Origin of the sequence: Sphaerisporangium dianthi (genome assembly GCF_042654065.1) — a bacterium.
In the GTDB taxonomy this organism is placed as follows: domain Bacteria; phylum Actinomycetota; class Actinomycetes; order Streptosporangiales; family Streptosporangiaceae; genus Sphaerisporangium; species Sphaerisporangium dianthi.
In genome coordinates this window covers 653,894-668,157 of the sequence record NZ_JBHSFP010000001.1, presented here as the reverse complement: position 1 = coordinate 668,157, position 14,264 = coordinate 653,894, and the positions used below count along the sequence as shown (strand labels likewise).

15 protein-coding genes are annotated in these 14,264 nt (G+C 70.3%); 4 read left to right on the top strand and 11 right to left on the bottom strand.

The features are described 5' to 3' along the window. Positions 1-22 precede the first annotated feature (22 nt). The 5 genes from ACFO60_RS02800 to ACFO60_RS02780 are packed head-to-tail and all read right to left on the bottom strand — an operon-like array spanning position 23 to position 4,664. Entirely contained in the window at positions 23-1,093 is a 1,071-nt protein-coding gene (locus tag ACFO60_RS02800; protein WP_380836340.1) for a branched-chain amino acid ABC transporter permease, read from the bottom strand. Beyond that, entirely contained in the window at positions 1,090-1,950 is an 861-nt protein-coding gene (locus ACFO60_RS02795; RefSeq protein WP_380836338.1) for a branched-chain amino acid ABC transporter permease, read from the bottom strand. Before ACFO60_RS02795 ends, ACFO60_RS02800 begins: the two co-directional genes overlap by 4 nt. A gap of 30 nt (positions 1,951-1,980) precedes the next feature. After that, positions 1,981-2,652 carry an ABC transporter ATP-binding protein gene (locus tag ACFO60_RS02790; protein ID WP_380836336.1) on the bottom strand — a complete coding sequence of 224 codons (672 nt, stop codon included), beginning with the start codon at positions 2,650-2,652 and terminating at the stop codon, positions 1,981-1,983. Between the two features lie 34 nt (positions 2,653-2,686). Beyond that, entirely contained in the window at positions 2,687-3,442 is a 756-nt protein-coding gene (locus ACFO60_RS02785) for an ABC transporter ATP-binding protein (protein ID WP_380836334.1), read from the bottom strand. Between the two features lie 16 nt (positions 3,443-3,458). Next, positions 3,459-4,664, bottom strand: a complete 1,206-nt coding sequence (locus ACFO60_RS02780) for an ABC transporter substrate-binding protein (RefSeq protein ID WP_380836332.1) — start codon at positions 4,662-4,664, stop codon at positions 3,459-3,461. Between the two features lie 286 nt (positions 4,665-4,950). On the opposite strand from ACFO60_RS02780, the gene ACFO60_RS02775 reads away from it, so the two are divergent. Together ACFO60_RS02775 and ACFO60_RS02770 are read left to right on the top strand one after the other, a co-directional pair. Then, positions 4,951-6,471, top strand: a complete 1,521-nt coding sequence (locus tag ACFO60_RS02775; protein WP_380836328.1) for an acyl-CoA synthetase — start codon at positions 4,951-4,953, stop codon at positions 6,469-6,471. A 67-nt stretch (positions 6,472-6,538) separates the two neighbouring features. Then, positions 6,539-6,694, top strand: a complete 156-nt coding sequence (locus ACFO60_RS02770; protein WP_380836326.1) for a hypothetical protein — start codon at positions 6,539-6,541, stop codon at positions 6,692-6,694. On the opposite strand, the gene ACFO60_RS02765 is transcribed toward ACFO60_RS02770, so the two are convergent. The 3 genes from ACFO60_RS02765 to ACFO60_RS02755 are packed head-to-tail and all read right to left on the bottom strand — an operon-like array spanning position 6,648 to position 9,593. After that, positions 6,648-7,340, bottom strand: a complete 693-nt coding sequence (locus ACFO60_RS02765) for a restriction endonuclease subunit S (protein WP_380836324.1) — start codon at positions 7,338-7,340, stop codon at positions 6,648-6,650. The two genes, ACFO60_RS02770 and ACFO60_RS02765, sit on opposite strands and share 47 nt — an antisense overlap. Beyond that, positions 7,334-8,956 (bottom strand): HsdM family class I SAM-dependent methyltransferase, encoded by a 1,623-nt coding sequence (locus ACFO60_RS02760; RefSeq protein WP_380836322.1) that lies wholly within the window; start codon positions 8,954-8,956, stop codon positions 7,334-7,336. Before ACFO60_RS02760 ends, ACFO60_RS02765 begins: the two co-directional genes overlap by 7 nt. After that, a complete protein-coding gene (locus ACFO60_RS02755; RefSeq protein WP_380836320.1) occupies positions 8,940-9,593 on the bottom strand; it encodes a hypothetical protein in 654 nt (217 codons plus the stop codon). The genes ACFO60_RS02760 and ACFO60_RS02755 overlap by 17 nt, the downstream gene beginning before the upstream one ends. A 339-nt stretch (positions 9,594-9,932) precedes the next feature. Between ACFO60_RS02755 and ACFO60_RS02750 the strand changes: the two genes are divergently transcribed. Next, a complete protein-coding gene (locus ACFO60_RS02750; protein WP_380836319.1) occupies positions 9,933-10,469 on the top strand; it encodes an NUDIX hydrolase family protein in 537 nt (178 codons plus the stop codon). Between the two features lie 48 nt (positions 10,470-10,517). Here ACFO60_RS02750 and ACFO60_RS02745 read toward each other — a convergent pair whose 3' ends face one another. Together ACFO60_RS02745 and ACFO60_RS02740 are read right to left on the bottom strand one after the other, a co-directional pair. Continuing rightward, positions 10,518-10,958 (bottom strand): hypothetical protein, encoded by a 441-nt coding sequence (locus ACFO60_RS02745; RefSeq protein WP_380836317.1) that lies wholly within the window; start codon positions 10,956-10,958, stop codon positions 10,518-10,520. A gap of 141 nt (positions 10,959-11,099) precedes the next feature. Beyond that, positions 11,100-11,843 (bottom strand): CHAP domain-containing protein, encoded by a 744-nt coding sequence (locus ACFO60_RS02740; RefSeq protein WP_380836315.1) that lies wholly within the window; start codon positions 11,841-11,843, stop codon positions 11,100-11,102. 399 nt (positions 11,844-12,242) lie between these two features. Between ACFO60_RS02740 and ACFO60_RS02735 the strand changes: the two genes are divergently transcribed. After that, entirely contained in the window at positions 12,243-12,953 is a 711-nt protein-coding gene (locus ACFO60_RS02735) for a PaaI family thioesterase (protein WP_380836313.1), read from the top strand. Here the strand turns inward: ACFO60_RS02735 and ACFO60_RS02730 are convergent. Beyond that, complete coding sequence (locus tag ACFO60_RS02730) at positions 12,939-14,111, bottom strand: alpha/beta hydrolase (RefSeq protein WP_380836311.1); 1,173 nt, start codon at positions 14,109-14,111, stop codon at positions 12,939-12,941. The genes ACFO60_RS02735 and ACFO60_RS02730 overlap by 15 nt on opposite strands. Positions 14,112-14,264: the final 153 nt, after the last annotated feature.

Below are 14,264 nucleotides of genomic sequence, written 5' to 3'. Positions count from 1 at the left end.
GGAGCCGGGCCGGGCGTCTCGGTCAGGGCTTGGCCGGGGCGCGGGCCTCCTCGCGCCGCCGGCGCCGGTCGGTGACCGCGGGGAGCAGCCCGTGCGGCAGGAAGAGCACGACCACGATGAGCACCAGCGCGTAGACCGCGTAGGACAGCACGCTCGGGGCGTAGCTCGGCATCCCGGGCGCCGTCCCCACCACGTTCAGCGCCTGCACGAGCAGCGTGATCGCGGCCGCGCCCACCACCGCGCCCCAGACCGTGCCGAGACCCCCGACCACCGCCATGACGATGTACTCGATGGACAGCAGCACCGGGAACGACGAGGGCGCCACGTAGCCGGTGTAGAAGGCGTAGATGCCGCCCGCCAGCCCGGCGAAGGCGGCCGACAGGGCGAAGACCACCAGTTTGTAGCGGCCGACGGGGACGCCGGAGGACGCCGCCGCGGTCTCGCTCGTCGCCAGGGCGCGCAGCGCGCGGCCGGGCCGCGACTCGATGACGTTGTGCGTCACCAACATGACCAGGGCGACCCCGCCCCAGACCAGGTAGGCGTACTGGCTCGCGTCGCTCAGCTCGAACGGCCCCACGGCGAGCTGCGGGATGCCCTGCAGCCCGATGTCCCCGCCGGTGAACGACAGCCGGCCCGCCAGCGACAGCAGGATCAGCTGCATGGCCAGCGTGGCGAACGCCAGATGGTGCCCGCGCAGCCGCAGCAGCGGCAGGCCGATCACGACGGCGAACACCGCCGCGACGAGCGGAGCGGCCAGCAGCCCGGCGAGCGGGGGACCGCCGCGCACCGCGAGGATGCCGGCCGTGTAGCCGCCGACCGCGTAGAACGCGCCCTGGCCGAGCGACACCTGGCCGGCGTAGCCCATCAGCAGCGAGACCCCGACCGTGACCATGGCGGCGAGGCCCAGGAAGATGTACACCGTCAGGGCGCTGTCGTCCAGGAACGCGGGCAGCGCCAGCGTGACGGCGGCCACGGCGAGGCCGGGCACCAGGCGCCTCGCCCGCCGCCCGCGCGCCGCCTCGGGCGACCTTGGGGAAGGCGGGCCGGGCTCGTCCTCCGCGGGCGTCACGGGCTGTTCCGCAGGACGGGTCATACGCTCTCCCCGAGGACGGCGGGGCGCCGCGCCGACTGCAGCACCATGATCACGAGCATGAGGCCGAGGGCGATCTCCGTCTGGTAGGCCCCGTAGCCGTAGCCCGCGGCCAGCGACTCGGCGACGCCCAGCAGCAGCGCGCCCACCAGGGCGAGCCCGGGGCGGGTCAGCGCGCCGAACACCGCGGCGGCGAACCCGTTGACGATCAGCGTGACGTCGGTGTCGAACGAGATGGGCCGGAGAGGGGTCACCAGCACCCCGGCCACTCCGCCGAGCAGCCCGCCGAGCGCGAAGGCCACCAGCCCCATCTTGCGGACGTCGATGCCGATGACGCGGGCGGCGTAGGGGTTGGACGCGCACGCGCTCAGCGCCTTGCCGAGGTAGGTGCGGCCGAAGAACGCGGCGAGCGCGACGATCGTCACGGCGGTGGCGGCGATGACGAGCAGGTGCTGGCGCTGGACGCCGACCCCGGCGAGCGTCAGCGAGCCCGGCAGCCCCGGGAACGACCGCGGCTGGTCGCCCCAGATCACGATCTCGACGGCGTAGGCGAGCACGCCGACCCCCAGCGTGACGATCAGCGACGACTGGGGCGTGGTGCCGCGCCTGCCGATCGCGAGGAGGCCGGTCAGAAGGCCCGCGGCGGTCGCGATCAGGACGGCGGCGACCTCGCTGAGCCCGTGCGGCAGCCCGGTGCCGAGCAGCCACGACCCGCTCAGCCCCGCGACGACGGCGAACATGCCCTGGGCGAAGTTCACCACGCCGGTCACCCGGTGGACCGCGACCAGGCCGCTGGCGATCAGCGCGAACCCGCAGCCGATCGCCAGGCCGTTGACCAGGTAGGTCAGGAACTCTGTCATCTCACGCCCCTCCCGGCCGCGCGGCGCCGGTCATCGCCGGGGCTCCTCGATCGAGCCGCCGAGGTAGGCGCGGGCGACCCGCGGGTCCTCGGCGAGCTCGGCGCACGGCCCTTCGGCCACGATGCGGCCCGCCTCCAGCACGTAGGCCCGCTCGCAGACGCCGAACGCCAGCCTGGCGTTCTGCTCGATGAGCAGCACCGTGAGCCCCTGGTCCCTGTTGAGTTCCACCAGGTGGGCGGCCAGGTCCCGGGTGGCGATGGGGGCGAGCCCGAGGGACAGCTCGTCCACGACCAGCACCTCCGGCCGCGACATCAGGGCCCTGCCGAAGGCCACCATCTGCTGCTCGCCCCCCGACAGCACGCCCGCCCGGCGCCGGCGCAGCTCGGCCAGCCGGGGAAGGATCTCGAAGACCGGAGCGGGGTCGCGCGCGCCCGCGCGCCAGCCGCCGAGCACGAGATTGTCCTCCACGGTCAGGTCGGGGAACAGCTGGCGGCCCTCGGGGATGTGCGCGAGCCGTCCGGCGACCTCGACGGTCCCCGAGGCGGGCGAGACGATGCCCGACAGTGTGTCGGCCAGGGTCGACTTGCCGGCGCCGTTCGGGCCGAGCAGGGCGACCATCTCGCCGCGCCGCACCGAGAGCCGGACGTGGTCGAGCGCGGTCGCCGAGCCGTACGTCACGACCAGGTCGCTGATCTCGATCACTCCGCGGCCCCACGACGGTCCGCGCGCGGCCTTTTCACGAGGCGTCTCCCAGATAGGCCGAGACGACGAGCGGGTCGGCGCGGACCTCGCCCGGCGTGCCCTCGGCGATGACCCGGCCGAGGTCCAGCACGGTGATGCGGTCGGCGAGCCGGGTGACGAAGGCGACGTCGTGCTCGATCAGCATGATCGTCAGCCCGTCGGCCTTGAGCTCCTCGATCAGCACGGCCAGCGCCTCGCGCTCGGCGGCCCGCAGCCCCGAGGCGGGCTCGTCCAGGAGCAGCAGGCTGGGCTGCGCGCACAGGGCGCGGGCGACCTGCATGGACCGCTGCTGCCCGAGGGGCAGCAGGCCCGCCTGGTGCCCGGCCCACGCGCCGAGGCCGACCCGGGCCAGGGCCTCGTCGGCGCGCCGCGCGATCTCGCGCTCGTCGCGGCGGTGCGGGGGCAGGCGCAGCGCGGCGGCCGCGAAGCCGGTGCGCCCGCGGGTGTGCGCGCCGACCATGACGTTCTCGCGCACCGTCATGCCGCGGAACACGCGCGCGCCCTGGAACACGATGGACATCCCGAGCCCGGCGCGGCGATGCGGCGCGAGCCGGTTCAGCGGGGTGGAGCGCATCGAGATGGTGCCGTGGTCGGCGGGCAGATGGCCGGTGATGAGGTTGAACAGCGTCGACTTGCCGGCGCCGTTGGGGCCGATGATGCCGCGCGCCTCGCCGTCCGCGATGTCGAGGCTGACGTCGCGGACGGCGTAGACGCCTCCGAAGGAACGGGAGACGCCGTCGACGGTGAGCATGCCCGGCACGTCGCCCCTACTCGGCCGTGACGGTCTTGGACAGCTGCTCCGCGGCCCACTCGGTGGGTACGAACTGCCCGTTCTTCACCGTGTTGACGGAGATGAAGTCCGGCCGCAGCCCGGAGTGGTCGGTCGGGGAGTAGCGGAAGCGGCCGTTGGGCGTCCACAGGTCCATGGTCTCCAGCGCCTGCCTGACCTTCTGCTTGTCGGTGCTCCCGGCCTTCTTGATCGCCTCGAACAGCAGCAGGCTGGCGCTGTAGCCGTCCTGGGCGAACTGCGGCGGAGGGTAGCCGTACTTCTGCTTGAACGGCACCGCCATCTGGTCGATGACCTTCTTCTGCTTGCTGTCGGGCAGGTGGTCGCCGATGACTCCGATGGCGCTCTGCACGGTCATGCCCTCGGCGGCGGAACCCATCGGCTCCAGCCACAGCTTGCTGGCCTGCGCGGCGGTGAGGAACAGCGGCACCTTCAGCCCCGAGGCGGCGTACTGCTTGCCCGCCGTGACGCCGGGGGCGCCCGACCCCCAGAACACCAGGGCCTCGGCGTCGGAGTCGCGGACGTGGGTGAAGATCGCGCTGAAGTCGGAGTTGGTCGTCTCGTACGGCTCGTCGACGACGACGGTGACGCCGTACTTGGGCGCCAGGGCGACCATCGCCTTGTGCCCGGCGACGGAGTAGGCGCTCTTGGTGTCGTGCGCCACCGCGATCTTGGTGATCTTCTGGGCCTTGATGTACTGCAGGTAGCGCTCGGCGTACATGTTCGACAGGGCAGGGGTGACGAAGATGTACGACTTGATCGGCTCCACCTGCTCCTGGGCGGGGGCCAGCGAGAGCTGAGGGATCTTCTCGCGCTCGGCGAGCGGCTCGATGGCCAGCGCGGAGTTGGAGAAGACCGGGCCGATCAGCGCGTCGATCTGGCCCTTGATCTGGTTGAACGCGACGATGGCCTGGTCGGGGGCGGTCTTGTCGTCGCGCTGGATGAGTTCCACCTTGCGTCCGAGCAGGCCGCCTTGGGCGTTGACCTGCTCGACGGCGAGCTCGACCGCCTTCTTGTCCTCGCTGCCGAGGGGGGTGTAGTTGCCGGTCAGCGAGACGATGAGGCCGACGCGGATGGGGTCGGACCCGCCGCCGGAGGAAGCGCCGCCGGACCCTCCGCCGCCCGACCCGCCACACGCGGCCACGGTCAGGACTAAGCAGGTGATCGTTGGGACGAGCTTGCGCACGTGCGCCTCCTGGAGGTCATGTCGCGGCGACAGGCTCCTGCGCCGTGCCTCCGCCGTGTGCCGGGACGCCGGAGCACGGGAGGAACGGATGAGATCAAATCCCCGATCGCCTGAATCTAGACACGGCGTTTTTCCGCTGTCAATAAGGTGCGCGACATCCTGAAAACCTCATGTGGAGAAGCGCGTCCTTCGCCCTCCCTCGCGGCAGGGGCGGGCACGATCGTGACACTCGTGACGGGCTGGCCTAAGTTGGGGCGAGATCGCCTGATCGTCAAGGAGTGGCACCATGCGGAATCAGGGATTGGGGTCCTGGCCGGCGCGGCGGGCGCGCATGACACCCGACCGGGTGGCGCTGCGCCACGACGGGCACGCATGGAGCTATGGCGAGCTGCGCGAACGCGTCGACCGGCTGGCCCACGCCCTGCGCGGTATGGGCGTGCGGCACGGTGACCGCGTCGCCTACCTCGGGGCCAACCATCCGGCGTTCGTCGAGACGCTCTTCGCCGCCGGCGCCGCCGGAGCGATCTTCGTCCCGCTGAACACCCGTCTCACCGTGCCGGAGCTGTCGTACATCGCGGCGGACGCCGGCCCGGCCGTGCTCGTCTGCGGGCCCGGGTTCGAGGAGTCGGGCGCCGCGCTGCCCGTCGAGCGCCGGGTGACGGTCGCGGAGGACTACGAGGCGCTGCTGGCCGCCGCCGACCCCACGCCGGCCGACGAGCCGGTCGGCCTGGACGATCCGTGCCTGATCCTGTACACCTCGGGCACCACCGGGCGGCCCAAGGGCGCGACGCTGAGCCACGGCAACCTGGCCTGGAACACCTTCAACCTGCTCGTGGACGTCGAGCTCGCGCACGACGAGGTCGCGCTGATCAGCGCCCCGCTGTTCCACATCGCCGCGCTCGCCCAGACGCTGGTGCCCACGGTGCTCAAGGGCGGCACGTCGATCCTGGTGCCGTCGTTCGACGTGGACCAGACCTTCGACCTCGTGGAGCGCGAGAGGGTGACGGTGATGTTCGGCGTCCCGGCGATGTTCGCCTTCCTCGCGCAGTCGCCCCGATGGGAGGGCTCCGACCTGTCCAGTGTGCGCCACCTGCTGTGCGGTGGCGCGCCGGTGCCCGAGCCGCTGATCCGGACCTACCAGGAGCGCGGGCTGACCTTCCTGCAGGGGTACGGCATGACCGAGACCTCGCCGGGCGCGCTGTTCCTGGCGGCGGAGCAGTCGGTGCGCAAGGCGGGCACGGCCGGCGTGCCGTGCTTCTTCTCCGACGTCCGCCTGGTGCGGGCCGACGGCGAGGACGCGGCGCCCGGCGAGCCGGGCGAGGTGGTCGTGCGGGGGCCGAACGTCATGACGGGATACTGGCGCCGTCCGGAGGACACGGCCGCGGTGGTGTCGCCGGACGGGTGGTTCCGCTCGGGCGACGTCGCGGTCGCCGACGAGGACGGCTACATCCGCATCGTCGACCGCGTCAAGGACATGATCATCTCGGGCGGTGAGAACATCTACCCGGCCGAGGTCGAGGGCGTTCTGTACGGGCACCCCGCCGTCGCCGAGTGCGCGGTCATCGGCGTCCCCGACGACCGGTGGGGGGAGGTGGGCAAGGCCCTGGTCGTCCTGCGGCCCGGCGCCGGGGCCGGGGCGGGCGACCTGCTGGCCCACCTGGCAGGACGGCTGGCGCGCTACAAGATCCCCAAGCACGTCGAGTTCGTGCCCGCCCTGCCGCGCAACGGCGCCGGCAAGGTGGTCAAGGCCCGGCTCCGCTCGCTGTACGGATCCCCTGGCGGCCTCACGCGGGACACGCCCGAATGAACCACGCGGAGTACCCCGGACCGGCCACGCGCGACGAGCCCTGACGAACCACGCGGGAGACGCCTGAATGAACATCGGCAGCCTCGTCGCGAGCGACGTGCACACCCACGCCGAGGTCTCCGAGCACGGCGCCGAGTCGCTCTCGGGTGAGCTGAAGGCCGGCGCGGACGACTACTTCAGGCTGGCCGGGCACCATCGGCCGACCGTGCGCGAGATGGCATAAGATCCTCAAACTGAACGCCGCCCGCCTGCTCGACCGCGCCGGGCTCTCCCACGCCGGACATCAGAAGCGGCAGCAACGTGTCCCGCAATTCCAGTGTCGCCTGGCGAATCCGTTCATGTACCGCGATCTTGTCATCAAGTGCACCGAGCGCATCACCGATGCGCCTTTGCGTGTCAAGTGGAGCGAGCGCGACGGGAAGCACGCCCATTGACCTGGTGCTGATGCTGGGGACAGCGGTCCCGGAGGAATTTCGCGCGAGCCAACCGCGTACGGCCGGGTGGCTGAGATAGTGGTTGAGGTAGCGAGGATCCACGCGATCGTCCGGCCGGAGCCTGATGACGCCGGAACCGAACACCGAGCCTTCGTGCTCATCGGTCACCAAGGCGTTGCGGCCGAGTGCTCCCGTGCGGACGCAAATGACGTCCCCGGGGGCCAGACGATAGGCGGAGAGTCTGGCAGCGGCCTGTTCGGTCATGCGATCGACCGCTCCCGTGATGCGGCCGTCCGCCAGGTTCCTCGGCTTCACGATGGCTACGGAACCCCCGGAATCGGGCGGAGTGCTCGGCCCCGCCCTCAACACGCAGACGTCCGCCAAAGGGATCTCCGTCCAGCCGTCTGGGAGCTCTCCTACCAAACCCGTCACCATCCGAGCCTCCTCAACTCCTGCTCGGCCTTCGCGTCCACCTCTGCCGCACTCCGCCGAAGCTCGTTCAGTTCTCGCCGCAGCGCTCCGATCTTCGCGATGATCTCAGGAGTCCAGGCCCATGTCCGCGTCGTGTATCTGCGCGGGTTGAGGTTGTAGTCCTGGTATCCGATCTCCTCGCGCGATATCAGGGCCGCACCCATCCCGGTGTGGTCGGGCAGTGGGCGTCCAGCCCGATGCCTTTCAATGATATTGATCAGCGTCTTGGAGTCCTCCTCCGTGAGTTCCCGGCGAGTACGGTGGGTCATCAGCCCGGAGGCGTACGCGTCGACGAACAAGATGTCCTCCGGCGAACCACCCGGATGGGTCAGCAGCCACACGGTGACCGCGACCCCTGTATGGGGGAAGAGTTGCGGCGGCAGAGCCACCAGCCCTTCGACGCAGCCGCCTTCGACCAGCCCGGCGCGGATCCTGCGCTCACGAGGATTCTCGGAGAACGATGCGTTGTTCGGCATGACGACGGTCGCGCGGCCTCCAGGCGCGAGCATCTCGACCGCGTGCTGGAGCCAGGCGTAGTTCGCGTTGTGCGCCGGAGGCGGCCCGAACGTCCAGTGCCGCGCGGACTCCTCAGCGCGCCAGTCACCGATGTTGAACGGAGGATTGGTGATGACGTACCCGGCGCGGCCGTGGGGGTGAGGCCTGTCGAACAAGGCTTCGCGGGGCTGGGTCGCGACGCTGGCCTCGACTCCGTGCACAAGCGCGCTCATGGTGGACAGCGCACCCGAGAGCGGGTCCAGCGCGTCACCGCGGACCGCGGTGGGCCACGCACCGGTCAACTCGCGCATCCGTGCCGCCGCAGCGACGAGCAGATCGCCGGATCCGCAGGCGGGGTCGTAGATCTCCGAGGGAGACTCGGGTGCGGTGAGGTCGACCAGGATGCGTACAAGGGAGGCGGGTGTGTAGAACTGCTCGCCCCTCCGGCCCTCCCTTTCGGCGAACCGCTCCAGAACCTGGCGGAATGTCACCGAGTCACCGAGTCGTCTTGCCGCTTCGTCGATGACGTCGGCGATCTCGGCGAGGTGACGCGGGGATGGCTCGCCGGAGCCGAGGTCCGGTATCAGTAGGCCAGGCCGGTCCAATGCCCATAGCGCCTCCTGCGTGTCCTTCAGGTCGCCGCGGAGCGCGGCGGACCATCCTGTACCGCCACGGGCACGAAGGCATATCAGCGCGAGTACCAGGATGAGGTCGCGTACCGATCCTGGGGAGCCGGTGAGCGCGACCAGTTTGTCTATGCGCGGCTCAACGTCCTGTGCCGCGACGGCTGAGATGGGATCCTGCGAAGGCGTTGCGTGACCCGCCACCCCTTTCGCGTTCTTGTCGAAACGTTCACCGTAGGTGGTGCCCGCCGTCTCGTCCGGCAGGAGGGCGTTGGCCGGGATGGTGCGGTGGGCGAGCCAGGCAGCGACCGCGTCCGTCGCGAAGTACTCGTCCTCACCAGAGGTGATCGGCCGGGGAAAGTCCTTGTGGCGGCGTTCCCAGTTGCTCACGGCCGGGCGCCGCACGCCGGCCAGTCGTGCGATGTCCGCCCGTGATAGGTGGCCATCAGGGATGTTCGTCACCGGTCACCTGCCTCGGGCGTCGGGCGAGTATCTCCGGCACTCGATCGAATTCCCGCAACCACATCACGATTCCCGGCTGCAGATAGCCCAGCAGACGGTAGATCTTGGTGTGATCGGCTGCCAGATGGCGGTGGTGGATGGGTTCATGGTGCATGATCCTGTTGCGGAAGAGCACCATGGATTGCAGGCCGTCGCGCAGCCGCTCCCGGCTGCCCGTGTAGTACGGGAAAGCCCGATGCAGCGTCGGAACCCAGAGGTGACGATCGTAGGCACGGGTGAGGAGCGACACCCAGAAACCGAACGACAACTCCGCTACCAGGTCGTCGGCGGTCGGGACCCGTGTGCTGTTACGTGCGTCGTCAAAGGCCTTATGGATTCTCTTGGCGTGATCCGCGCGCAGCGGGGCGACCCGCCACCAGTCCGCCCGGCCATACCGTAGACATAGCTGGTCGTGCTCGGCGTTGCGCAAGCCGATCTCCAAGCAGTGCAGGGGACCATAGAAGGCCTCTGACACCTCGATGTTCCAGCGATACAGGTGCAAAGCCGTGACGGAGTCACCCTGCATGAGGTCCAGATAGGGCTTCAGTCGCGGCGGGGAGAACGCTCCGCTGAACCACTGAGGCGGTTCAGAAGCCATCCGGCATCTGTCTCTCTCGTGAGCATCGACCGTTACACAGCACCGACCATGGGTACACTCATGGCGTAAGCCCCGGGTCCGCCTCTGCGTCGCATGCCGCCCGGGGCACGGCTTTTCCAAGGCTGGTCGGGTGACGTGCTCCCCGGCGCCATGGCTTTCCGAAGATCGATCGTCACTTCTGGGCAGCGTAGCCCGTGCACGGTGACGCGGCAAGCGTATTGCCATACGGGAAACTGTTAACACTGATTCCAGTGTCCTGCGGAGGATCCCGCGATCGTGGGGGTCGGTCACCCGAGTGGCGGGATTGGGCGTGACCGGGCGGGGAAGTACGATCAAGAGATGACCGATAAGACCGAAACCGCACCCGGGTGGCTCGCTCCGGAGGAACTGGAGTCGGTGCGGGGGCGGATGCCGATCCTGTACGTCGACGCCGTGCCCGTGCGGGTCGACGACGCCGGCATGGTCACCCACGTCGGCCTGCTGCTGCGCATCAGCCCGGACGGGGCGGTCAGCAGGGCCCTGGTCTCCGGGCGTGTCCTGCACCATGAGCGCGTGCGCGACGCCCTGCTGCGCCACCTGGAGAAGGACCTCGGCCCCGTGGCGCTGCCGCGCATCCCGGCCTCGCCGCAGCCGTTCACCATCGCCGAGTACTTCCCGACGCCCGGCGTCACGCCGTACCACGACCCCCGCCAGCACGCGGTGTCGCTGGCCTACATCGTCCCGGTCGCCGGTGACTGCCGCCCCCGCCAGGACGCTCTCGACCTGGTCTGGTTCACGCCCGAGGAGGCGGCGTCACCGCTCGTGCAGCAGGAGATGCCGGGCGGGCAGGGAGTCCTGGTCATGCAGGCGCTCGCGCATGTCGGGCGGCTCGCCTGACGATCTCGGCCGTGCGGGCGCGCCCGCACGGCCTGGCGATGGCGGGGTTCACGCGTCGCTGACGCCGATCCAGTTGACGTGCCACTGGTACTGCCGCGCCTTGTCGGGCGTTATGGGCGAGTCGTCGGACGAGCGGACGTACACGCGGAAGCGCGTCGCCGTCGGGAAGTAGATCGCGTTGGCTCCCGTCAGCGTCCACTGGCTGGAGATGCCGCCGATCGAAGCCATGTAGATGGGTGCGCCGCTGAACTTGCCGGCGCTGGTGTCGATGTCGATGTAGAGACCCGACGGGCTGTAGGAGACCCAGCCTTCTCCGGGTGTGGTGCTGCCGGCGAAAAGACGCAGACCGGTCCCTGTGGGCGCCGCCGTGGCCGCGTCCCGGGCGCCGGGGGGAGCCGGGTCGGCGTACGCGGCGGCCCCGGTCGCGAGCGTGGTGCCGCCTGCCAGGAACGCTGACAGGGCGGCCACCGTGAAGGTCTTGGCGAACATGCTTCTCCTTCGTCAAGCAGTCCCCGCCTGGCACGGCCTTTCAAGGAACGCTGCGCGGACCGCGGCCACGACGACCGGGGACATCTGATGATCACTACTGATAGTAGTTAATCGATCACGTTCTGATGCGCATCGCCACATTCAAGCGGTGTGTCGCCGTCGCGCGGCGCCGTGCCGCGTCTTCAGGCAGGCGATCAGGACGACGACGGCGATCAGCAGGGGGATCACGAGGGTCCCGGCGCCGGTGACCTCCTGGCCGGCGGTGGCGCGGACGGTCCCGGCCGGCACGCCGGCCATGGCGGCGGGCAGCGGGAACTCCGCCGCGACCGGCTTCAGGGCGGGCGTGGCGGTGGCGGACGGCTTGCCCGCCAGCGCCCGGGCCTCCGCGGCCTCCTGCTTGCGGGCCTCCGCGGCCTCCTGCTTGGCCTTCACCTTGTCGGGGTAGCCGTAGCCGACGACGTAGGTCTGGTCCCTGACCTTCGTCTTGGCGTACTGGCCGTCGATGTTGCCCTCGATGGTGTGGATCGTGTCGCCGTCCACCGAGGTCACGATGCCGACGTGGTCGATGTTCTCGACGACGTCCGAACCGCCCCAGTCGAAGAACACCACCGCGCCGGGCTTGGGTGTGGTGCCCCAGGCGCCATGGTCGGTGAACCACTCCGCGTGGAAGGGGGTGTACGCGAACTGGCCGAACCACTTCTGGTAGCCGAGCCGGTGCGCCGCCCACGACAGGAACATGTCGCACCAGGGTTGTGCCGAGTAGTCGGAGTCGAACTCCACGTTCTTGCCGTACCAGTCTCCGAACTTGGTGTATCCGCCCGCGTGTTCGCTGTAGCCGATCTGTGTCCGGAGCAGGTCGATGAGCTTCTGCATTTCAGGCGACATGGACATAGGAAGTGAGGGCCCTTCCGCTTGTGTCGACCGGCGCTGGGGCACGCCGGCGTCGACCATGTGGCGGGACCGGCGCGGGGGGCGCCGATCGTTTCCGTATGGCGGATCGGCGCTGGGGGACGTCCGTCCGTGGCGGCCCGACCGGCGCTGGGACGCCGGCCGTGCCGGTGCTGGAGGACGTTAGCCAGGAAAAGCGCAGGTCAAAAGGGGGTCAAGTGGGGGCGGCGCCGCGGCGGGCGGCGTGTCCGCGTGCCGGAAACCCCGTGCCGGCCGGGGTTTCCGGTGCCGGACCAGGCCCGCGGCGGGCAATCCTCGAACGGGATTTCTTTCCACAAACTTGACCAAAACGGTCAGAACCGAACGTCATTCCACTCTCCGGCTTAGAATCGGCGCATGATGCCCGAGCTCGTCACGCCCCAGGAGTCCGACGGCGAGGTCCGCCTCGCGGCTCTCGCCGTGCTCGCCCAGCAGGCGCGCGACCTCGTCGACGCGGTCACGCTGACCGACGTGCCGGAGGACGAACTGACGGCGGTGACCGCCGAACTCGTCGCGCTGACCGAACGGCTGGGCGCGGTGCGGCGGGAAGGCCCGCTGCGGCACGAGTTCGGGCCCGATGGCCGGTTCCGCCACCTCGGCAACGCGGTCGTCGGCGACTGCAACCCCCACGCGCTCCCGCTGGTCGTCGGGCGGACCGCCGAGGGCGGCGTCCGGGCCGACCTCGCCTTCCGGCCCTCCCACGTGGGCCCGCCCGGCTCCGTGCACGGCGGCGTGAGCGCGATGATCCTCGACCATCTGCTGGGGGAGGCCGTCGCCGCGGCCGGCAAGGCGGCCATGACGGGCACCCTCAGCCTGAAGTACCGCCGGCCCGTCCCTTACGGCGTGCCGCTGCTCGGGGCCGCGGCCGTCTCGCGCAGCGAGGGCCGCAAGACGTGGGCCGAGGGAGCGATCTCCCTGCCGGACGGCACGGCGCTGGTGGAGGCCACCGGCCTGTTCATCACCCCCGCCCAGTGGGTGGGCATCGGCACCGACGGCCGAGAGACGGCCGAGGCCCGGGCGGCCGATGGGGGAGACCCCGTGGAAGGCGGCCGGTCAGGACCCCGGTGACGGGGAGACGCCGGGAACGGCGGGCGGCAGGTCGGCCGGCATGTGGAGCTGCTGCGCCAGCCAGGGCAGCGTCCGCGGCAGCTCGCGGCTCCAGGTGTTGAAGTTGTGCCCGCCGCTCGGCAGGATCAGCGAGGACGCCTGCATCGGAGCCCGCACGGCCGCGAGGAAGTCCAGCGTCGGCCGGTAGTTCGACTCGCCCCGCTCGCTGGTGGTCACCAGGGCCGAGATCGGCGGAGGCGGCAGGTTGGCCAGGCGCCACATCAGGTCGTTCTCGTTCCGCAGCCGTGGGTCGCCTCTGAACAGGTCGCCCGTCGTGGCGTCGATCGGCGGCTTGTAGTAGCCCGAAAGGGACGCCACCGCCGAGTACGCCTCGGGGTGGCGCATGCTCATCTTCAGCGCGCAGTATCCGCCGGTGGAGGTGCCCATGATGCCCCAGCTCGCGGCGTCGGCGCCCACGCGGAAGGCGCTCGCCATCGAGGCGGGCACGTCCTTGGTGAAGTACGTCTCGACCTTCGGCCCGTCGGGCACGTCCATGCACTCGGTGTCGCGGGGCGGCACGATGGTCGGCCGCATGAGCACCAGCACCGTGGGCGCCATCTCGTGCTCGTCGATGGCCTTCGCCGCGACGGCGGGCATGTCCATGCGGGTGACCAGGTTGCGGGCGTCCCCGGGGTAGCCGGTCAGGGCCACGATCGCCGGGAAGCGGGTGTGGGCGTACTTCTTCTCGAAGTACTGCGGCGGCAGGTAGACGTACGCGGGGGCGCTCAGCCCGGACGCGCCGCCGGAGATCACGACCTGCTCCAGCCTGCCGGCGGGATGGCCCTTCTTGCCGGAAAGCGGCGGCACCCGCGAGCTGTGCACCACCTGGACGCCGCCGCCCGGGCGCGCCGCCTGCCCGGGGTCGCCCGCGTCGTTGACGATGGGGGCGGCGAGGCCGTCGTCGGTGCCGAGCAGGTCGCTCCAGCTGCCGTAGAAGCCGAAGTAATTGTTCGCCGCGAGCGCGAGCGCCACGAGCAGGAGAATCTGGTTTCCCAGGAGCACCGCGACGCGCCCGAGAATCGCGGGCCAGGTGCGGACGCTCAGGCGCGGCCATATCCACCAGACCGACGTGACCAGGCCCGCGACCGCGAGCAGGCACATCAGAAGCTCCAGCTTCAAAGCTGTGAGGCCCAATCTATGTCTCCCCCGGTCTTGGTCCCGCAGCCCATCTCTTTTAAGGTGGTGCCCAAGTGAAAGTTACCCAACCGAAATAAGGTCGAGTTAAGGATGTATCACCTCTCGGACACCCGAAGCACGGACCTCACCCTCTAG